At 41.9% G+C, this 21,197-nt stretch carries 17 protein-coding genes and 5 pseudogenes; 4 read left to right on the forward strand and 18 right to left on the reverse strand.

Annotated elements, in window-relative coordinates; genetic code table 11:
- Nucleotides 1-64: 64 nt before the first annotated feature.
- From VOI46_RS15755 to bioH, 3 genes are all read right to left on the reverse strand, one after another.
- Nucleotides 65-916, reverse strand: a complete 852-nt coding sequence (locus VOI46_RS15755) for a putative metalloprotease CJM1_0395 family protein (RefSeq protein WP_004588241.1) — start codon at nucleotides 914-916, stop codon at nucleotides 65-67.
- Between the two features lie 5 nt (nucleotides 917-921).
- The gene (locus tag VOI46_RS15760) at nucleotides 922-1,230 is read right to left on the reverse strand and encodes a hypothetical protein (RefSeq protein ID WP_004588240.1); all 309 of its coding nucleotides are present in this window, start codon (nucleotides 1,228-1,230) and stop codon (nucleotides 922-924) included.
- A gap of 89 nt (nucleotides 1,231-1,319) precedes the next feature.
- On the reverse strand, nucleotides 1,320-2,057 hold the full coding sequence (gene bioH / locus VOI46_RS15765; RefSeq protein WP_004588239.1) for a pimeloyl-ACP methyl ester esterase BioH: 738 nt from the start codon (nucleotides 2,055-2,057) through the stop codon (nucleotides 1,320-1,322).
- 73 nt (nucleotides 2,058-2,130) lie between these two features.
- Between bioH and VOI46_RS15770 the strand changes: the two genes are divergently transcribed.
- Entirely contained in the window at nucleotides 2,131-2,808 is a 678-nt protein-coding gene (locus tag VOI46_RS15770; protein ID WP_004588238.1) for a ComF family protein, read from the forward strand.
- An 8-nt stretch (nucleotides 2,809-2,816) separates the two neighbouring features.
- On the opposite strand, the gene VOI46_RS15775 is transcribed toward VOI46_RS15770, so the two are convergent.
- Entirely contained in the window at nucleotides 2,817-5,372 is a 2,556-nt protein-coding gene (locus tag VOI46_RS15775) for a M14 metallopeptidase family protein (protein ID WP_232424002.1), read from the reverse strand.
- A gap of 146 nt (nucleotides 5,373-5,518) precedes the next feature.
- Between VOI46_RS15775 and nfuA the strand changes: the two genes are divergently transcribed.
- Nucleotides 5,519-6,094 carry a Fe-S biogenesis protein NfuA gene (gene nfuA / locus VOI46_RS15780; RefSeq protein ID WP_004588236.1) on the forward strand — a complete coding sequence of 192 codons (576 nt, stop codon included), beginning with the start codon at nucleotides 5,519-5,521 and terminating at the stop codon, nucleotides 6,092-6,094.
- A gap of 6 nt (nucleotides 6,095-6,100) precedes the next feature.
- Nucleotides 6,101-6,370: a hypothetical protein gene (locus tag VOI46_RS15785; RefSeq protein ID WP_004588235.1), complete on the forward strand. Its 270-nt coding sequence runs from the start codon at nucleotides 6,101-6,103 to the stop codon at nucleotides 6,368-6,370.
- A gap of 9 nt (nucleotides 6,371-6,379) precedes the next feature.
- Here VOI46_RS15785 and VOI46_RS15790 read toward each other — a convergent pair whose 3' ends face one another.
- Complete coding sequence (locus VOI46_RS15790) at nucleotides 6,380-7,651, reverse strand: MATE family efflux transporter (RefSeq protein WP_039972287.1); 1,272 nt, start codon at nucleotides 7,649-7,651, stop codon at nucleotides 6,380-6,382.
- Nucleotides 7,652-7,693: 42 nt separating this feature from the next.
- On the opposite strand from VOI46_RS15790, the gene VOI46_RS15795 reads away from it, so the two are divergent.
- Entirely contained in the window at nucleotides 7,694-8,719 is a 1,026-nt protein-coding gene (locus VOI46_RS15795; RefSeq protein ID WP_039972284.1) for a polysaccharide deacetylase family protein, read from the forward strand.
- Nucleotides 8,720-8,722: 3 nt separating this feature from the next.
- Here VOI46_RS15795 and VOI46_RS15800 read toward each other — a convergent pair.
- The 13 genes and pseudogenes from VOI46_RS15800 to VOI46_RS15860 form a co-directional block, all read right to left on the reverse strand.
- Nucleotides 8,723-9,752, reverse strand: a pseudogene (locus VOI46_RS15800) (chemotaxis response regulator protein-glutamate methylesterase).
- 8 nt (nucleotides 9,753-9,760) lie between these two features.
- Nucleotides 9,761-10,382, reverse strand: a pseudogene (cheD, locus tag VOI46_RS15805) (chemoreceptor glutamine deamidase CheD).
- A pseudogene (locus VOI46_RS15810) lies at nucleotides 10,366-11,197 on the reverse strand (protein-glutamate O-methyltransferase CheR). The pseudogenes cheD and VOI46_RS15810 overlap by 17 nt, the downstream one beginning before the upstream one ends.
- Before the next feature lie 60 nt (nucleotides 11,198-11,257).
- Nucleotides 11,258-13,963 (reverse strand): annotated as a pseudogene (locus VOI46_RS15815) (methyl-accepting chemotaxis protein).
- A 48-nt stretch (nucleotides 13,964-14,011) separates the two neighbouring features.
- On the reverse strand, nucleotides 14,012-14,497 hold the full coding sequence (locus VOI46_RS15820; protein WP_004588228.1) for a chemotaxis protein CheW: 486 nt from the start codon (nucleotides 14,495-14,497) through the stop codon (nucleotides 14,012-14,014).
- Nucleotides 14,494-16,580 (reverse strand): annotated as a pseudogene (locus tag VOI46_RS15825) (chemotaxis protein CheA). The gene VOI46_RS15820 and the pseudogene VOI46_RS15825 overlap by 4 nt, the downstream one beginning before the upstream one ends.
- Nucleotides 16,581-16,602: 22 nt before the next feature.
- The gene (locus VOI46_RS15830) at nucleotides 16,603-16,956 is read right to left on the reverse strand and encodes a response regulator (RefSeq protein WP_004588225.1); all 354 of its coding nucleotides are present in this window, start codon (nucleotides 16,954-16,956) and stop codon (nucleotides 16,603-16,605) included.
- A gap of 8 nt (nucleotides 16,957-16,964) precedes the next feature.
- A complete protein-coding gene (locus VOI46_RS15835; RefSeq protein ID WP_004588224.1) occupies nucleotides 16,965-17,237 on the reverse strand; it encodes an STAS domain-containing protein in 273 nt (90 codons plus the stop codon).
- A gap of 158 nt (nucleotides 17,238-17,395) precedes the next feature.
- Nucleotides 17,396-18,013: an SCO family protein gene (locus tag VOI46_RS15840; protein WP_004588223.1), complete on the reverse strand. Its 618-nt coding sequence runs from the start codon at nucleotides 18,011-18,013 to the stop codon at nucleotides 17,396-17,398.
- Nucleotides 18,010-18,939: a heme o synthase gene (cyoE, locus tag VOI46_RS15845; protein ID WP_004588222.1), complete on the reverse strand. Its 930-nt coding sequence runs from the start codon at nucleotides 18,937-18,939 to the stop codon at nucleotides 18,010-18,012. Before cyoE ends, VOI46_RS15840 begins: the two co-directional genes overlap by 4 nt.
- 12 nt (nucleotides 18,940-18,951) lie before the next feature.
- The gene (locus VOI46_RS15850; RefSeq protein ID WP_004588221.1) at nucleotides 18,952-19,941 is read right to left on the reverse strand and encodes a COX15/CtaA family protein; all 990 of its coding nucleotides are present in this window, start codon (nucleotides 19,939-19,941) and stop codon (nucleotides 18,952-18,954) included.
- A gap of 30 nt (nucleotides 19,942-19,971) precedes the next feature.
- The gene (locus tag VOI46_RS15855) at nucleotides 19,972-20,466 is read right to left on the reverse strand and encodes a hypothetical protein (RefSeq protein WP_004588220.1); all 495 of its coding nucleotides are present in this window, start codon (nucleotides 20,464-20,466) and stop codon (nucleotides 19,972-19,974) included.
- Complete coding sequence (locus tag VOI46_RS15860; protein ID WP_004588219.1) at nucleotides 20,456-21,196, reverse strand: SURF1 family protein; 741 nt, start codon at nucleotides 21,194-21,196, stop codon at nucleotides 20,456-20,458. Before VOI46_RS15860 ends, VOI46_RS15855 begins: the two co-directional genes overlap by 11 nt.
- Nucleotide 21,197 lies beyond the last annotated feature (1 nt).

A 21,197-nucleotide genomic window follows, 5' to 3' on the forward strand; every position in this document is an offset into this window, starting at 1 on the left:
GTGATGACTACTTAAACTAAAAAGCCGCTCATTGAGCGGCTTTTTTAATTATGCTTAGCTGGTGTTAACCAAACGCAGAAAAACCACTCTCGTTTTGGGGGGAGCTAGTCATTTGATAAAAATTAGCTATACGGCCAGCTCGTGCGTCTACTTCTGGGTCGCGTGTTTGCTCGGTATTAGTATCGCTTTGAGACTCAGCAGTGCTGGTTTCGTTTATTGACAACGCACTTTGTGGCTCTTGTGCTTGCGCTTCATCGTCAGCAGGGGCTGATAATTCAGCTTGCGCTGCGGCCATTTTTTGGGTTGCATCAGCGGCAATGGCTCTATCTGCACTAGAAGGTTCAGCAGGGGCAAGTGCGGCTGCTCGTACCGTTTGCATTTTATCTATAGTGGCTTGCGGATCGCCGGGGATTTCAGATACATCAATTTGTACCTCACCGCCAACAGCGTAATTAGTGCCATCTGGTCCGCGTTGGTATTCATAACTTGGTGAGCCTGCATACTGCCCACCCACCGATGCATGAGCTTGTTCGTGCACACGCACTTCAGTATCGCGCGCTTTAAGCTCTTCAATTTGCTGCTGTTCTAATTCTAGCTGTTGCTGATCTTGCTCTTCTTCGGGGGTGTCTTCGCTTGCTTGTTGCTGTTCGCTACCTGAATCTTCGCGGCCTTGCTGGCGCTGCTCAACAGCTTGCTCATCACTGAGTTTACCGGTTGCATCATAGGTGGCTGCTTCTGCACTGCTTGGCAGTTTTGCTTTATCAGCATCGCTTTGTGCTTTGGTTTCGGTATTACTGGCGCTATTGGGTGCAGGGGCAGGAATAACTTCGCGCAGTTGGTTGTCACGCCGAGCGGTTTCCGTATAAACATTGGCAGTGTTTATATTGATAGACGGAAATGGCGTGACAATATTCATAACGTTTAAACTTTAATATCGATTAGCGTACCAAGCACTTCATCTGCAGTTTGAATAGATTGCGTGTTTGCCTTGGCATTAAACTCTTCAACTTTTAAATTAACAAGCGCTTCGTCAACCCGAGCTGGTTGTGCAACAGGCGCTGTTACAGCCTCTTCAGGTCGCGCAGCTGTTAACTGGCGCTGTTGGGCTAGTTGCGTATCGTCTTGCTCTTCAATGGTGGCACGGTTTATCTCTGCGCTTGCTCGTTCTATACCTTGGCTTGCACGATTAAACCCTTCTACACCACTATTAAATACTGAACCAATAGCCATGCTGTACCTCCAAAAAATAAATATTGTTTAATTATCGCTCACTTCATGGGCAAAATAAAGCTTTAAACAGTACCTTTCTTTAGGCTATTTTAAAGCATTGATTTAACGGCAGATAAAAACTCTTTTTTATGAGAAATAAACGGTGCATGGGAGGCTTTGTCTAGTACTTCGTATTCAAACTCAGTATTTAGTGCTGCCATTTTATTAATTGCTTTGTAAGGTACCAGCGCATCTAAACGGCCAAATATCGCTTTTACAGGCACTGGGCAATGCGCAAATACGTTGCGTAAATCATCATTTTGTAAAATATTTAAACCCGCACTTAACGCCTCACTTTTAGGGGCGCTGTACTGATTTAGCAAGTGCTTTAGCTGCTTTATATCATCGCGTGCCGACTCACTACCCATGGCCTGAATAGCTAAAAAGCGCTCTATGGTTTTTTCTCGCTGATTAACTAATTGCTCTTTAAATTGCTCAAGCACGCTGGCTTTTATTCCAGGCCAATCATCTGCCTCGGCAAAAAAAGGGCTTGAGGCAACTAAAATTACTTTTGATACTTTATTTGGCCAATGTTTAGCAATATAAAGTGCAAACAATCCTCCTAGCGACCAGCCCATTAAAATAGAGCCAGGGCTAAGTTGCTCGCTTACGATTTCAGCTGCATCGTGTAAATTATAAGGACTTGGGCAGCTATTGCTGTTGCCAAAGCCAGGCAGATCAATACTGCGCACCGAGCCACTGTAAAAAAACGTTAACTCTGGCTGCACTAATTGCCATACGCCTTGGTTCATGCCCCAACCATGTAATAAAACTAACTCGCTTTGCATATTTGCCTAACCTTAACCAAACTTAGCCACATCTTAACGCTTACATTGACGAAAGCAACGCAAGGAGCAGCCAATGCAACACTCATTTTTTAATTGGTTATTTCCCTCTTATTGCGTGCAATGTCAGGGAGTTATTAGTGCTCAAGAGGGGTTGTGCGACTATTGCTTAACGGATTTAAGCGTGTTTGATTTAAATAAGCACAGTAATTTATTGCACCGCCCGGATATTGTAGAAATGTTTCCGCATTGCGAATTTGATAAGCTCTTTGCCTGTGCTTTTTATCAGCCCCCTTTTGAGCATTGGCTTAAACGGCTCAAATTTAATAATCAAATTCACTATAAAAAAGCGCTGCAACAAGTAATTAAACGCCAGCTAACGGTGTTTTTTGAAAATTTAACTACCCGACCCGACATAGCTATTATTTTACCTTTGCACCGAGGACGCTTTTTAACGCGCGGGTTTAATCAGGTAAGCCAAGTGTGGCAACCGTGTTTGGCAAAACATATTTGTATAAGTAATGCGCTAATACGCAATAAAGCCACGCAAGCACAGTCACAATTATCTAGAGCTAAGCGGGTTAAAAATGTAAAAAATGCCTTTGTATGTACACAAGATATGAGCGGTAAAACGGTGGTTATTGTAGATGATGTAATGACCACAGGCGCCACGCTCAACGCGGCTACCCGGGTATTAAAGCAAGCGGGCGCTAAACAAGTATGGGCTTTTGCTACGTGTTTAACGCCACTTTAAAGGTGTAATTAATCACCTCTTACTCTAAATGTGTGGCCAAAAAATAAAGCATTACTGAGTAATCGGCTTGTGCCGTACCAGTATCCTCTAAATACAGGGTTATCTGTCATCGCAATAACACTGCCACGCCCGTATGAGTGAGCCATCATGGCTGCTGCACCGGCAATTTGCTGCTCATTTACGCCATCGGTAAACCCTGCTAATAGTGGTTTTTGCGGGTAAGTGAGTATGTTTACAAACGGGGCAGATGATTTTTCTAATAACCAGGTACTATTTTTAAATACAGGCAGCGTTTCACGATTAAGCGAAAACGTTAGTGGATGCGTGGTGTCTACATCGGTATTAAAAATAGCGCCGGCTATACGTTGTCGCCCTGCTAAATGGTCTTTATCTGCGTAATTTAGCCCTTGAGTATTAAAAGCGCTGGCTACATCTTGCCTAGATAAATAATTAGCCTTAAGTAATTGCTGATCAGCTAAAAATTTAGCGCCGCCTTTGTGGCCCCAAATTACGCCGCCTTTTCTTACCCAGCTTTTAATAGCAACTTTATCACTATCGGGTAAGCCCGAGTAATTGCCATTAGCTAGTACAATGTGGCTATAATTATTTAAATCTAGGCTACCTAAACGCTCCATTTCTACTATGGTCGGAGAAATACCGACAAAGCGGTCAAGGTAATACCATACTTCACCCGCTTCGTATTGGCTTACGCCTTTACCGCCTATAAGCAGTACTTTTGGCTCGTTTAATACCGCCATAGTGCGCGAGCCTAAATCGGCGCCTTTCCCTGTAAGGCCAGTGGTAATAGGCTTTATCGCAATACCAAATTGCGTTTGAGCATCGTTTAAAATAGCCACCCAATCAGGGTTCGTTTGCAGCCCTGCGGGGACAATAATGCTGCCAGGTGCAAAGTCTATTTCGGTGGTGCTGCTTTTAGCTGTTAAGGCACTTAACGCGACACGCGCTTTAATGCCTTGCTTTAGCAAGCTATTTAACATTTTAGGTGCTAAGTAATCGTCCCAGGCAAAGCCAAATGCATAGCTTTGCTTTAACGCAGCAAATGATGGTTTAACTGCTTTTTGCCACGCAGTGCTGGCTACTTCTAAGCCCCAACTACTTTTTACTTGTGCAAACTCTAAATTAAAAGCGTGGGCGAGTGTCCAGCCCGACACATCATAAAATGTGTTATCGGCAAAACTTTTTTGCTCACTAAAAATAGCTTTTACTAAACGAAACTGTGGCTGAGCTAACGGCACAAAATAGCTCTGGGTGCTAAAGTTTTTGCCATTGGCTTTTAGCGTTTTTGTAAGTGGATAGGCGTTAATTTGATGCTGCTTTAACAGGTTTAAAAATAGTTTAATCCGGGTGTTATCTTTAGCGCCCTCAACCACATAGCCTTCAAAACTTTCATCATGTGCTAAATCAATTGCTTGGTTATAAAATTTTGCCTGATAGGTTAATAGCGCCTCGCGGTTATCTACCGCTGCTTTAAAGGTTGATAGGCTTGTTAGTAACTGATTTTTAAGAGTAAAAGGAAACGTAAGCGTACCATTTATGGTTTCTTGTACATGCCCACGTGAGCTGGCTTGCTCAAATAAAATACCTATACCGCCGTTTACATCGGGGTAGGTTGAACCCTTGCCGTAATAAAAGTCGTCAAAGCTTTCTTCGGTAAAATAAAGGGCATTATTTTTATCTAAAGTTTTAGCATGGTAATTGGCTATGGCTTTAGTAAGTGTTACGTTTTCATCTGGGGTAATTGGGTGCTTGCGACTGGCAATGCCAGGTTGAAAAAAGTAGCTGCTGTTTGGCCCCATTTCATGAAAGTCGGTAAGAATATTTGGCTTCCATTGATGAAATTTAGCAATGCGTGCACGCGACTCTGGGTGTTGTAGTAACAACCAATCGCGGTTTAAATCAAACCAATAGTGATTTGTACGGCTACTTGGCCAGCTTTCTACGTGTTCACGCGTTTTAGGGTCGCTTGATAAGTTCATCCCCCGATTACTATTAGCCCAATTGGCAAAGCGAGCCAAGCCATCAGGGTTAAGTGAAGGGTCGAGCAAAATAACGGTATTATTTAAAAATTTTTCTATTTCTGGGCCTTGCGCTGCAGCAAGGTAATACGCAACCAATAAAGCGGCATTGCTGCCTGATGACTCATTGCCATGCACACTGTATCCCATCCAAACTACAGCAGGCTCATTTTGTGTGTTTTTAGCTTGCTCACTGTTTGTTAAACGGGCTAAGTGCGCTTGGCGAATTTGCTCTAAGTTAGCTAGTTTTTCAGCGCTGCTAATACTTAGCATCACAAGCGGACGTTGCTCGTGTGTGCGCCCTATTACTTCAAAATTTATACGATTACTTTTTTGCGCTAGAATTTCCATGTAACGCACCAGTTGGTCGTGCCTTACATGCCACTCACCTACTTCGTAACCAAGTACGTCTTGTGGGGTGGGTATTGTTTTATCAAACTCTACATCTTGTTCAAAATAATACGAAAGTGGTTTTGCCATACTTGAAAAGCTAAGCATTGCCACCATTATAGTTACTATCCAGCGCATATAAATCACTCTAAAAATGTTTGTTATTTGCACGCTAGCATTGCTTAAAATAGATGCCAACTTTTTACGCTCAACACTAGCCGCAACACGATGAGCGGAGTATGATATGCAGTATCCGAGTAATTTAGTCAAGTATAGACGGTTTTATGATTTCTATTTCCGAAACAGCACAAGCGCATTTTGCTAAACTTTTAGCAGATCAAGCACAACAAACTAATATTCGTGTGTTTGTTGTAAACCCTGGTACATCACAAGCGGAATGTGGTGTTTCTTATTGCCCAGAAGACGCCGTAGAAGACAGCGATATTCGTCTTAACTTTAATGGTTTTGATGCCGTAGTAGATACAGAAAGCGCTCCTTTTTTAGAAGAAGCTGAAATTGATTTTGTTACCGACAAAATGGGCACTCAGTTAACTTTAAAAGCACCTAATGCAAAGGCACGTAAACTAGGCGATAACGCATCGCTAAATGAGCGTGTTCAACACATGCTAGAAACCGAAGTAAACCCGCAGCTAGCTAACCACGGTGGCCAAGTAAGCCTAGTTGAAGTAACCGATGAAGGTATTGCAGTACTTCAATTTGGTGGTGGTTGTAATGGCTGTTCTATGATCGATGTAACGCTTAAAGAAGGCATCGAGAAAGAAATGATTGCAAAGTTTGATGAAATCACCGGTGTTGCCGACATTACCGAGCACCAAGCGGGCGATCACTCTTATTACTAAGCAATAATGTTAAAGCCGCTTATTTATCGCTTAGGGAGTAACCCTAAGTTGAGTTTAACGCGCTTTTTTCGCGGCTTAGCACTGTTTGTGCTAGCCGTGATATTTATTGCCCTTGGCTACTACACCCACTTTAGTTTACAAATTATAGGTGTGGTTATTTTAATCCCGGCATTATTTTTTGCTGTATGGGGTTATAGCGGTATTTTTGCCAATCGTTTCTCGCAAGTTTTAAAAGATATGGGGCCAAAAAATCACGACCCCGACCTATGGAAATGACACGTTCGCTTAATCTAGCAGCTGATTAGTTGCTTTTAACTGCAAATACTTAATAATTAACGTAACGCCGCGCATAAGCATAAAGCAACTCATAGCCAGCCATAACGCATTATTTTGCCACTCTATAAACACCCAAAACACCCCAAAAAAGCCAATAGCAGCTGAAAGAATCATACTGTTACGCATATTTTTTGCCCGTGTAAGCCCTACAAATACGCCATCAAACAAAAAACAGCTCATTGCTAATATAGGCAATACTATTACCCACGGTAAGTAATTTGTCGCAGCTTCTATCACCTCGGGTACATTGGTTAAAAGCTTAATAATAGCGCTGCCAAACACAGCAAAAAATACGCTGTAAAGCACGCCAAAAAGCACCCCCCAAAACACACTTATTTTTACCCATAATCTAATGTTATTAACGCTTCGCTGGCCTTTAGCTTGACCAACTTTGGCTTCGCTTGCATAGGCTATTCCATCAAGTGCAAAGCTTACCAACATTAAAAAGTTAAGTAACACGGCATTCGCTGCAAGCGCTGTTTCACCTATGCGGGCGCCATAAAAGGTCATAAAGCTAAAGCACAATTGCAAAATTAAAGAGCGAATAAATATATCTCTATTTAAACTAAGTAGCTCTGCCATTTTGCTAACACTGAGCCAGTTGGGCACGCTTAGCTCCACGCCTTGCTTTTTAGCGAGCTTAATCACTAGTAGCAACGCAAAAGCCAACGCGCTGTAATCCGCAATTAACGACGCCCACGCGGCTCCCGCTACTGCCCAGTCTAAATACACCACAAAATATATATCGAGCACTATGTTGGTAATATTGGTCACTAGCAGCAAGTAAAATGGTCCTCGCCCATAATGTACGCCAAGCATCCAGCCAAGCAGCACTAAATTACAAAGTGCGGCAGGGGCACTAAATATACGAATACTAAAATACTGATATGCTTGAGCAAGAACCTTACTATTTGCGCCTGATAAAAATGCAATAGCTTGTTTTATCAAAGGCGATAAAGCTATAAGCGCTAACGCCACACACACGGCAAGTAATAAGCTGCGTTTTAAAAGCGCTGCCAACTGTGTTAAGTTATTTTGCCCGTATGCTTGGGCCACTAACCCTGTGGTGCTCATACGTAAAAAACCGGCGAGCCAAAATAAAATAGAAATAACAGCTGAGCCAAGTGCGATGCCCGCTAAGTAATGCGCGCTACCTAAGTGGCCAATAACAGCGGTATCAACAATTCCTAACAGTGGGACAGTAATATTTGATAATATCATTGGACCCGCTAGCAACAGCAAGCTTTTATGGTGTGCATTATTATGTTTAAGAAATTGTTTCATTTAGTTTTAATTACTCTCATTTGTTTATCAGTACGTGCTCATGCGGCGGTTATTTTACAGTATCACCATGTAAGCGAAACCCTTCCGGCTGTGACCAGTGTAAGCGCAAATACGTTTACCAAGCATTTGAGCTACTTAAAAGAGCATAATTTTAATGTTATTGCACTAAATGAGCTAATAAGCGCTATACAACAAGGCAAAACCTTACCTGAGAAAACAGTCGCTATCACCTTTGACGATGGTTACAACAATAACTACGAACAAGCTGCGCCTATTTTAGAAAAATTTGGTTACCCCTATACTATTTTTGTAAACCCTACCCTTATTGATGAAGGCAAAGGCTACGTAATGGGGTGGGATAAATTAAAAGAGCTCGCAGGCAAAGGGGCGTTAATTGCCAATCACACTGCCCAGCATGACTACCTGCATATTAAGCTAAAAGATGAGAGCGATGCACAGTGGCAAGCACGTATAAAACAAGATATTTTGCATTCTCAACAGCGTATTAAAGAAGAAATAGGCCACGACTATAAATACCTAGCGTACCCGTATGGTGAGTTTAATAACAAACTACAAGCGCTTGTAGAAGAGCTTGGCTTTATTGGCATTGGTCAGCACTCAGGCGCTGTAAATAAAAACGCTAACTTTACCCGCTTACCGCGTTTTCCAGCCTCTGGCTTTTACAGTAAATTAGATACGCTAATTACAAAATTAAACTCTCGGGCGTTTAGTATTAAAACCCTAGATTACCAAGACAGTGTAACCTCACAAAACCCACCAACGCTCAGCATTGAGTTTGAAATGGGTGATTTTCATAAAAGTCAGTTTGCGTGTTATGTCTCAAGTGTTGGGCAGGCTAAGTTAACTTGGGTAAACGACACAACTGTAAAAATTAACTCACCAAAGGCGCTAAATAAAGGCCGTTCACGCTTTAATTGTACCGCCCCTTCTATTGAGCACCCTGGTAGTTACTATTGGTTTTCGCAGCCGTGGGTTATTCAGTAGCAATTACACTTTTATAGTCTGATGCAATAAGCGCTGGGTTACTTTATCAAGCGCAACAATTTCGTGAGCGGCACCTAAATCAACCGCCGCTTTGGGCATTCCCCACACCACAGAAGAAAACTCATCCTGTGCAATGGTGTAACCACCCGCTTGTTTAATACTAAGCAAACCCTTTGCTCCATCGCTCCCCATACCGGTTAGTAACGCTGCCACAATGTTTTTTCCACCGCACTCAAGTAACGAGTTAAATAATACATCTACTGCCGGTTTATGGCGGTTAACAGGCTCAGAATCATCAAGCTCGCAATATAAACTTGCCCCTCTTTTTTTTATACAAGTGCAAACCACCTGGGGCTATATAAGCCCATCCCGCAGTGAGCTTGTCGCCGTGCTGCGCTTCTTTTACGTTAATTGCACAGGTGCGGTCCATACGCTGGGCAAACGAGGTACTAAATACCGGAGGAATATGCTGGGTAATCACAATCGCAGGGCAATTGGTCGGCATTTTTATAAGCACTTCTTTTATTGCTTCTGTGCCCCCTGTTGAAGCCCCTATCGCTATTATCTTGTTTAATAAAAATTGTGCATTGCTAGGTAAAAGCTCACTTACGGTGCTTACCTTTTTAAAACTTCTTACCCTTGCACCTGCCGCCACGCGCACTTTTTGCTGCACAACATATGCATATTGACTCATTTGCTGCTTAACATTCACAGTTGGCTTGGCAATAAAATCCACTGCACCAAGCTCAAGCGCTTCTAAGGTGATAGGCGAGCCTTGCTGGGTTAGTGTAGAAATCATCACAACGGGCATAGGTCTTAAGCGCATTAGGTTTCTTAAAAAGCTAATGCCGTCCATTTTTGGCATTTCTACATCGAGGGTAAGCACATCTGGATTGAGCAATTTAATCATTTCTCGTGCTTGATAAGGGTCTTCAGCACAGCCAACAACCTCGATATCGCTAGCCTGAGATAATATTTCGCTCAGCAAACGCCTTATCAGTGGTGAATCATCTATTATCAGAACTTTAACCATTACGACTCCTAAAACAGCTCTATGTTAGTCTCGGTGGCTTTATCTTGTTGCTTAAGGTTTTGCAGGTAGCGCACTTCGCGTTTTTCAATTGTATTGTTGTGCAAATTCTTCAGCTTTTTTACGTGGACTTTGCCCGTATGCGGATGAAAAAAATTTTTCGAGGCCATGGCCCCCCATATCTTGTGCGACAAGATTGAGCGACTCTTCCTGAATATACGCATTAGCAAAGCTAATATTACCAATCCCTATGTCAGTCATTGCGCTAATTATTTTGCCGCCACCAAAGAGTTTTATTTTTAAATTTTTTCGCGCAGCACCACCTTTGAGTACTTCGTTGATCAGGTATTCCATTGCCCAGTTTCCGTAGCGGCAGCTCAAACTATGGGCACTGTTTAATTCTAGGCCTTTTTTTACCGGCAACATAAAATGATTTACGCCACCTATACCGGCTTTCTCATCGTAAACACACGCGGCTATGCACGACCCAAGCACTGTAGAAATAAGCTCATCATTTTTTGATACATAAAATTCGCCAGGTAATATTTTTGCCACCACGCTTGTGCGCCCTGCATCCCAGTAACGTTTTATATGTTCAAACCCTGGGAGCACCGGCCTAAACTGTGCGTGCATTGTGTTGCTTTTGATACATGGTTTTCCCTAAATTTTTAAACTCAGAATGCTCTTTTCCCATACTCTCTGAGTGCCCTAAAAACAAATAACCGTCACGATTAAGTGCATTTGCATAACGTTTAAATAAGGTGTCTTTTGTTTCTTTATCAAAATAAATAACCACGTTACGACATAAAATTAAGTCAAACTGCCCTTTCATGGGCCATTCTTGTAAAAGGTTAAGGCGTTTAAAAAAAATGTGTTTATTTAACTGTGGTTTTACTTTATATGTTTGCCCATCTTTGCTTTTTAAAAACCACTTTTTTAAGTACATTGTTTTCTAAGCCATTTACATTAGCCGCGGTATAAATACCCGCTTGTGCTTTGGCTAATACATTAGAATCTAAATCGGTTGCTAAAATTTTTACATCCCAAGAACTTGGGAATAAATCGGCAAGGGTTATTGCTAAGCTGTAAGGCTCTTCGCCTGTAGAGCAACCCGCTGACCATACGCGTACTCGTTTTGTTACTTTGTTACTGCTAAGTAACTGCGGCACTATGGTGTTTTTTAAAAACTCAAAGTGGTGGGGCTCTCTAAAAAAGGAGGTTAAGTTAGTGGTAATAGCATTAATAAATGCGTCAAACTCAGCCTCTTTATTATTGTGTAAGTACTCTAAGTATTGAGAAAAGTTTTTAAGTTTATGCTCTCTTACCCTTCTTGCTAAGCGGGAATACACCATTTCGCGTTTATGATCGCCAAGCACAATTCCGCACGCGTTATAAACTAAAGTGGCAATGTCTTTAAAATCTTTATCGGTACATAAAAATTCTTTCATTGTCATACCATCCCTTGTAAAGCAGGCTTGCTAGGGTATTAACTAGCAAGCCAGTAATGACTAAAACTCTTCCCATTCATCTGCTGAGTCTATAAAGTTTTCGCCTTTGGGTTGGGTATTTTTTAAATAGCCACTAGGTTGGCGCGCAGGGGGCGCTGAGCGTTCAAAGTGCGTATATGGTAATGTGTTCATGCCTTGCTGCCCGAGTGAAAAAAAGTGCAATAACTGACGCATCTCGTTTGCTTGCTCAGCCATTGACTCGCCCGCCGCAGACGCTTCTTCTACAAGGGCCGCATTTTGCTGGGTCATTTCATCCATTTGGGCAACCGCTTTATTGACTTGCTCAATGCCTGCGCTTTGCTCTTCAGAGGCCTCGGTTATATCCGAAATCATTTGCGTAACACGTTGTACGCTTGAAACAATTTCTCTGAGTGTTTCGCCCGACTCATTTACAAGCACAGAGCCATCGGTTACTTTTGCAACGCTGTCTCTAATAAGCTCTTTAATTTCTTTGGCTGCTCCAGCTGAGCGCTGCGCTAAATTACGCACCTCACCAGCAACAACGGCAAAGCCACGGCCTTGCTCACCCGCTCTGGCTGCTTCAACGGCGGCGTTAAGTGCCAGTAAATTAGTTTGAAAGGCAATTTCATCAATCACGCCAATAATGTCTGCAATTTTTTTACTCGACTCGTTAATGGCCGACATACTCGTTACAGCCCTATTAACTACTTCACCACCTTGAATTGCTTTCTCACAGGTTTCTTCGGCTAAATCGTTAGCGACTTTTGCGTTATCTGCATTTTGCCTTACGGTACTGGTCATTTCTTCCATACTTGAGGCGGTTTCTTCAAGTGATGAAGCTTGTTCTTCGGTACGCTGGCTTAAATCGGCGTTGCCTTGCGAAATTTCCTCTGCGCCACTGGCTACTAATGTGGCCGATGAGTTAATTCGGTTAATCACATCGGTCAATTTATCTGCTGTGGTATTAGCATCTTGCTTGAGCTTATCGAACGAGCCTTGATACTCTTTTTCTATGCGTTTTGATAGGTCGCCATTGGCCATTGCATCAAGCATTTGCGCGGTATCACTAACGGCATCATCAACAATTTCAACTAAGCTGTTTAAGCCCTGCGCTAAGCGTAAGAAAAAGCCTTCTTTTCCTTTTTCATCTACTCGGGTTTCTAAATCGCCATTACCTGCATCGCTGACTAATTGTGCAATTTCTTTTTCTATTGCAACTTCGCCCGTTCTATCTTCCCACTCAACTACGGTGCCTATGCGTTCTTGTTCTGGTGTAAAAATAGGGTTTGCAACTAAACCAAAGGTGCGCCCGCCTACTTTTATTTCGGCTCGGTAAGTTGTTGTAAGCTTAGCTAGTAGGTTTTGTTGATGAGCCGGATTTTTATGGAATATATCAATGTTTTGCTGCATTAAATTGGTGCTATCAAAGTTTGGCAGCTCCTTTTTCAAATCATCTTCAGCAATACTCATCATCGATTTAACCGCGTTGTTCATGTATACAATTACATTTGAAGCATCGGCTATCATGGTGTTTGTTGCTACGGTATCAAGGGCTTGTTTTACTCGTAAGTTTTCTTGTGCTTCAGCACGTTCTTGCTCTGCTTTTGCTACGCTATCGGTAATATCTTCCCACTCAACAATAGTGCCTAAATGCTTACCTTCATGGTTTATCCACGGTGTAGCAATTAAACTAAAAATAAGCCCCGCTAAACGTAACTCAGTTTTATAAGGTTGTTTTAAGTTTTTTAATAGTTCGCGTTGATGAGCTGGGTGCTTATGAAAATCATCAACACACGTGCCTATTAAATTATCAACAGAAAAACTAGGTAGCACACCTTGCAACTCAGTTTCTCGCGCTTTGAGCATTAATTTAACCTGATCGTTTACAAATACAATATTTAGGTCTTTATCGGCAATCATTACATTGGCTTGGCAAACAGTTAACGCACTTGCTAAATCGGCAGCCTTTTTAGACTCGCGCTCTAGCTGTTTTTGCGCGGTGATATCACTGGCGTATTTAATAACTTTATAAGGCTTGCCGTTTAAATCGAAAATAGGGTTATAAGAGGCTTGAATCCATACTTCTTGCCCTTGTTTGCCTATTCGCATGTACTCGCCCGAGTCGTACTCGCCTCGTCCTAACTTATCCCAAAATTGTTTATACTCGTTTGTTTTAGCGTATTCTGGGTCGACAAATAATTTATGATGCTGGCCTTTTATTTCGCTAAGTTGATAGCCTAAACCATTTAAAAAATTGTCATTGGCAGTAATAATTGTGCCATCAAGATTAAACTCAATCACCGCCTGAGATTTACTAATTGCCTCAAGTTGGCCTTGCGCTTCAGCGGCCTGTTTCTTTTGTTCGGTAATGTCGGTAGCAAATTTAATTACTTTTAGCACTTGCCCTTAGCTATCAATAATTGGGTTATAGGTAGCTTGGATCCATACTTCTCGCCCTCCATTAGCAAGACGCTTAAACTCATTAGAAATAAACTCACCACCGCGCAAGCGTTGCCAAAAATTTTTATACTCGCTGCTTTGTGCTTCATCTGGTTCAACAAACATAGAGTGGTGCTGCCCTTGCACTTCCTCTAAACGGTATCCCATTGCATTTAAAAAGTTTGAATTAGCCGTAATTATTCTGCCACTGGGTTCAAACTCAATAACCGCTAATGATTTATTTAATGCATTAACGATTAAGTCATTACTTGATTCTGACTGCTTCGGATTACTAAACCATCCCATGCCCATCACCACCTTTATGTTTGTTTTTGTTGCTACATAGCGCTGTGGCTATATATCCATTGTTCTTTGTAAATCAATTAACGAGACCATTTTTTCGCCCACGTTCACCAGCCCTGCGACATATTCACAATTACTCGAATCAGACAGGCTAGGGACGGGCTTGGCGTCTTGCTCTGCAATGCTGTAAACATCTGACACCGCATCTACTGCGATGCCCATTATTTTTGAATCGTTTTCAAAAATAACTTTTACAACAATAACAACTGTTAATGGCCCATATTCAGTGCTTGGCAGGCCAAAACGTAAGCGTAAATCTATTATTGGCACTATGGTGCCGCGAAGGTTTATCACTCCTTTAACAAAATCCGGCGCGTTGGGCAGTACGGTAATTTCTTCCCAGCTTCTGATCTCTTGCACGGTTAATATATCTACGCCGTATTCTTCGCCAGCCATAATAAAGGTTAAAAACTGCTTAACGCCTTGCTGTTGCCCTAAATCAATTTTGTTGTTTAGCTCGCTTTGTTCACTAATCATGAAGCCTCCAGAGGTGTTTTAGATTCTATGATTAGCTCTTGGCTACCTGGTTTTTTAAGCCCTGATAATTTTATTAAGCCGCTAATATCAACAATTAACGATACACGCCCGTCGCCTAAAATAGTTGCTCCAGACACCCCATCTACTTTTTGATAATTGGCCTCTAAACTTTTTATTACTACCTGCTGCTGCGAAAGTAAGTCATCAACCAGCAAACCCACTTTTTGGTTATCGGTTTCAACAACCACCAGCAAGGTTTTGTCTAATGACTCTATGGCGTTTTGATGATTAAAAATTTGATATAAGCGTAAAATAGGAATGTATTCGTCACGCAGCCTTAGTACATCTAAGTCTTTACCCACTCGGCTTACTTTAGTGATATCAATCTGTAGTGATTCAACAATAGAAATAAGCGGAATAATATAAGTATGCTGGGCAACTTTAACTAATTGACCATCTAAAATGGCAAGTGTAAGGGGCAGCCTAATTGTAAAGGTAGAGCCAACGCCAGGCGCTGATGAAACCTCAACCGAGCCATTTAAAGATTGAATATTGCGCTTAACAACATCCATTCCTACACCACGCCCAGATAAGTCGCTAACCGCATCGGCGGTAGAAAAGCCAGGCATAAAAATAAGCTCGTTAATTTCATCATCTGTTAAATTACAATCAGCGGTGATCAGCTCATTAGCAATGGCTTTTTCTTTAATTTTTTGCGTATTTAAGCCTTGCCCATCGTCCATTATTTCTATCACGATATTGCCGCCTTGATGAAAGGCATTTAAGGTCACGGTGCCCACTGGGTCTTTACCTGCGGCAACCCGCTGTTCAATTGTTTCAAGGCCATGATCGAGCGAATTTCTGACTAGGTGCACCATAGGGTCAGATATTTTTTCCATTACCGTTTTATCTAGCTCGGTTTGCTCGCCTAATAATTTTAACTCCACCTGTTTATTTAGTTTTTGCGCTATATCGCGCACTAAGCGCGGAAACCGGCTAAATACAAAGTTAATCGGTAACATACGAATACGCATAACATTTTCTTGCAGGTCTCGGGTATTGTGCGCCAGTTGTGCCAAACCTTCTTGTAATGACGTAATGGTTGATTCGCTAATTTCTTGCTCGCTCAACTGATTTAACATGGCTTGTGTTATCACCAGCTCACCGACCATGTTTATTAACGAGTCTACTTTGTCTATTCCTACTCTTATGGAGGTAGACTCTGGTGCTGATGTTGGCTTTTTATCGGCTGTGGGTTTGCTTTTAGGTTTGTCGGGTGCTTTTTTAGCATCGCTAATAGACGGTGTTTGAGCTGTGCTGTCGTTGCTCTTTTCATCAGGGTTGCGGTGTGAGACGTGTCTTCATCAAATAACCCGCCACAGAGCTCTATTTTTATATCGACATCATCTTCTACCCATTCAAATACCTCTTTAATGGCGGCTTCTTTTTCGCTGGTATTTAAAAAAAAGCGCCAGTGTAAGTAGCACTCGTCACTGCTTAAGTCTTTAATATCTGGGATATCGTCTAAAAATGCCTGTGTTTCAAGCTCGCCGAGTTCAGCTAATTCGCTGATCATAAATAAAGGCTCGTTGCCTGTTTTAAAAAGGTGATGATGCGGTTTAAAATCAATTTGAAAGGTATTTACCTCAGCAGCAGCCGTGACTTCGCTAACCTCGCTTGGGGCTGAATCGGCTTGCATTTCGAGTACAATTTCAAACTGTTTTTTTAAGGTTGTAGCGTGTGATAAATCAGGCTCTTGCTCTGCTTGCAGCTCACCGAGTAACCCACGCAAGCAATCAACAGCTTTAAGCAATAAATTAACGTGCTCGGTGGTGAGTTCGCGCTCACCTTGGCGTATTTGATCCAGTAGGGTTTCTAGCACATGGGTAAACTCAGCAACAGAGTTAAAGCCAAAGGTGCCACTGCCCCCTTTAATTGAGTGCGCAGCTCTAAAAATAGTATTTATTGTTTCTAAGTCTTCTTCGCCGGGCTCTAAATTTAATAGCTCGGCCTCCATTGTATCTAGGCCTTCAAAACTTTCTTCAAAGAACACTTCAAAAAATTGACTTAAATCTATACTCACGCCGCACTCCTCAGTTAACGAATTACTTTTTAAGTACCGCTAGTAACTGATCTGGGTTGAAAGGCTTTACAATCCAGCCTGTTGCGCCAGCTGCTTTACCTTCTACTTTTTTATCTAATCCTGACTCTGTGGTTAGCATAAGTAGCGGCGTAAATTTGTAATCAGGAAGACCCCTGAGCTCTCTGATAAGCGTAATGCCATCCATAATGGGCATATTTACATCTGAAATTACCGCATCAAAACTTTGCTGCTTGGCAATCGCGAGGGCTTCGCTGCCATCTTTTGCTTCGGTAACATCAAAACCTGCGGTTTTAAGCGTAAAGCTCACCATTTGACGCATTGACGCAGAATCATCAACCGCTAAAATTTTCTTCATATAAACCTCTAACCTTTACTTTCAAGTGTTAAATATTGACTTAAGCCAAGTTGATTAATGGCGTTTTGAAGTGCATCACTGCTGCCTACCCATACAATTTTATGGTGTATGGTAAGTAGGTGTTTTTGTAAGGCACACAAAAGTTGAATTGACGCGGTATCGGCTGAAACAACCTCACTGACATCTAAACAAATATCGTTGTTACTATTGAGTTCTTGTAATAAATCTTGGTGAAGAGTCTCTACTTGCATAATCGCAAGTTCGCTTGGAAGTTTTAGCATTTTTTCAGGACTTTCCCTGTCAATTCATAACAAAAGCTTAGCCTTAGTTATTAAAATTGCCATAAAAGGCTCAAAAAAATTAATAAAACTTTTAAAAGTGACGCTAAAAAGCAAAAAAGGAGCTTAAGCTCCTTTTAAAATTCGTGAAAAGTTTAAAACTAGTTTTTATAGTAATCCGCTATTTGTTTAAATTCGCTAATGAGTTGAGTGGTATTAATAAGGGGCACATTTCCTTGTTGGAACTCAGGCTTAAATATGGCTCTTACCGCTCCATTTTCATCAACTAAAGCCACCGAAGCACTATGATCGACCGCATATTCTGATTCTTGCGAGTCACTAATGGCATAAATTAGGCCAAGCTCTCTAACCACGGGGAATAGGTTTTTGTGCTCACCCGAAACAGCTAAAAAATCAGGGTTAAAATAATCAATATACGCTTTGCGCTTTACCGGCGTATCGCGTTGAGGGTCTACCGACATAAACCAAATTTGCAGTGGGTATTCGTTATGTAACTTTTTATACACGCTGTTTAGTTTAGCAAGCGTTAATGGGCAAATATCTGGACAACTGGTATAGCCTAAAAACACTAAGTTCCACTGCCCCAAAAATTGCGCTTTGGTGACTAACTCACCGTTTTGGTCGTTAAGAGTAAAATCAGAAAGAGGCTTTGCTTGCTCATACACTAAGGCTTGCACATCGGGTGCACTATTTTGCTCTGAGCAAGCGACTAATAAAAACGAAAAAATTACAACTAAGCTAATCCGTAACTGCTTCATAAAGGGAGCCATTTATCTATAAATAAGATCACGAAGAGTACCATTAAATGCACAATTGAAAAGCGAAATAAGTCCATTGCGGTGTCATCGCTCGGGGCTAATTTAAGCTTAACTGCTTTATACAAAAAGAGTGCATTGAGCACACATGCGCCTACTAGATAAATATCGCCCGACATACCAATTAAATAAGGTAATACGCATACAAGTGCCAGTAATATGGTGTAAGCCACAACACAAGTTTTACAAAAGTCGATACCGTGAGTCACTGGCAACATAGGAATTTTAGCGCGTTCGTAATCGCTTTTGCGTGCTATTGCCAGTGCCCAAAAATGCGGTGGGGTCCACGTAAATATAATCATTACTAGTAACCATGGCGCGGCTGCCATTTGATTGGTTTCAGAAACCCAGCCCAATAAAGGAGGCATTGCCCCAGCCAAGCCACCAATCACAATGTTTTGCGGTGTGGCACGCTTTAAAAAAGAGGTATAAATAAAAGCATACCCAACTAATGCAAACAAAGTAAGTACGGCTGTTAGGGTGTTTGCCCAAAGCATTAGCATTATAAAACCAGCAACCCCTATCACGCCTGCAAAGCTTAGCGCATGGGTTTTACTAAGCCGGCCTTTGGCTACAGGGCGGTGGCGTGTACGCGCCATTTTTGTATCTATTTCGCTATCAACAACATGATTTATTACCGCCGCAGCGCCAGAGAGCAAACCAATGCCTAATAAACTAATAAATTGTACTGCAATGCCTCGCCCTACATCAGGCGCCAGTGCCAAGCCAACCCAGGCAGTAAGTACCAACATAGCCACTACTTTAAACTTGCTAATAGCTAAGTAATCTTGCAGTAAATTATAAGCACGTTGAATAAAAGGGTGTGCGCTAATAACCTGTAGTTCTTTTTTGTCGAGTGTGAGTGCCATAATTATTCCCCTTTAAGTGCGTGCTTTTAGGTAGTAACACAACCTAACCATAGTCAATAACAAGATAGCTGCCATTAAATTGTGCGCCAGCGCCACTCCAAGCGGAAAGTGCCAATGCACCACCGCAAGCCCCAAACTAATTTGGCAAAGTAGCGCAACAAGCACGCTGACAGTACAGTGTTTTATTTTTGCAGATTGCGCCTGACTGTATATACGCCACATAATTAGCGCCAACACAATACATGTAACTAGCGCCCAAATTCTGTGTAGTAAATGAATAGACATACGCGCCTGTTGCGATAGCACTCCGTACTCATAATTACTGTGCTCAAGCGGCAGCTGAAACACACTACTGAGTGAAAATGGCTGCGCATAACTACACAGCGGTAGGCCATTACAGTGTGGCGCCGCATAATTTGCTGCAAGCCACCCACCTAATGCAATTTGAATAACCAACACAGCCAATGCAACTAAGCTCAATGAAAAATAGCCTTTAGCGCTACTATCTCCGCCCTCTATGGGTTTAGTAGTTAAACGCAGGTATAAAAGAGTGATTAGCGATAAAATACTAAATCCCCCCAGCAAATGCCCCATCACAATGAGCGGTTGCAAGTTCATAGTAACGGTCCACATACCCAGCGCAGCCTGAAATATAACTAACAATAATAAGGCTAGCGGTAATTTAACCGGCGTGTTTGAGTAATGGCGCTTTACAAAAGCCAACACAAATAGCGCTAAAATAAGCAATCCCAGCGCGCCTGCAAAGTAACGGTGGATCATTTCTTTCCACGCTTTGGCGGTTTCAAACATCATATCTGGATAACTTTGGGCAGCCAGTGCGATATCGGCTTCATGCTTTGGTACAGTTAAAAAGCCATAGCAACCGGGCCAATCAGGACAACCAAGACCTGCGTCACTTAAACGTGTATAAGCACCTAGCCCTACCACTAACAGCGCAAGTAACCCCGTTGCAAGTACCCAGTTTTTATAATTTTTATACATAGGAATCTCCCATTAACAATGCGCTATTAATTAGCTTGAACGAGAATAGTTAAGTAGTTTTTTTAAATCTTTTAATAAACCTTTTTGCACTAAACGGTTTTCTTGTGGCTGCTCTTTAAACGGATACTCAAGCACCACTAAACCCATATGATCGATTAAATACAGGCTAGCGGGCTGCAAATTTTGTTGCGCGTTAAAGGTTTTCCAAGGAATGTTTTTAACTTTAGGCGCCCCCATTACAGCCATATCAACCTTGCCCTGATTTTTTCCTAAGGCGATATATAAGTTATCAAGTGCATTGAGCTGCTCATTGCACGAAGCATTACATTTATTGGAGTAATTAAGCGCAATTGTCCATTGCTTAGGGTTATGTTGCTGCCAGTTTTCAAGCTTTACTTCGTGCTGTAAAAACTCGCCATTATTGGTAATGGCGCTCGGCAACCAGTCTAGTTTTAGCGCACCGTATGCAAGTACTAGCGGTACAGCGCAACATACAACAAACAAAACTAAGGGGTTATTTTTCATTGTTAGTCCTCTTTTTACTGGCAAAAATGGCCACCACTACACAGGCTAAGGCTATTAAAAACCATTGCACTGCATACGCTTGGTGCTTTTGCGGACTCATCACCACCGCTTTATAATGCGGTATAGCTAGCGCATCTCCAGCACCTTGACGATAAGCCATAAAATTAAATAACGATTGATTACTCTGCTCACTTAGCTTTTTTAAATCTATTGCTTGAATTCGTTTTTGAAGGTCTTGTTTTGTCGAATTGGTTTGTAAGTTAAAGCTCGTTAAATTTTGCTCTTTTATCTGCGCTTTAAGCGTAATATTACGTTTAGGAAGTTGAATGTTAGGTAGTTCGCTGCGTGAAATAGGTGCTTTTACCCACCCTAAATTAACGAGTAAAGCGCCACTTGCTTGGCTTGGCTTAAATAAAACCAATAAATCGTAACCGACTTGCCCTTGGTAAACTTGGTTATCTAAAAGCCAGTATTGCTGATTTATTATTTTTCCGACAAGCTCAACCACTACACCTGTTTTATTCCACTTTGAAGGCATTGCCTGTAATTGCTGCCAGCTCATTACGCCTTGGGTTTGCATGTTAGCTATAGCTGTTAGCTGTTGCTGCTTTTGCTCAGCCCTTGCTAATTGCCAATACCCTAAACGTACACATACCAGCACCACAGCTACCACAACGCAAAGTGCGATAAATGAGCTAAGCTTTTGTTTACGCCTTAAAATTAACTGCATA

Origin of the sequence: Pseudoalteromonas sp. CuT4-3 (genome assembly GCF_035666335.1) — a bacterium.
GTDB lineage: Bacteria > Pseudomonadota > Gammaproteobacteria > Enterobacterales > Alteromonadaceae > Pseudoalteromonas > Pseudoalteromonas atlantica.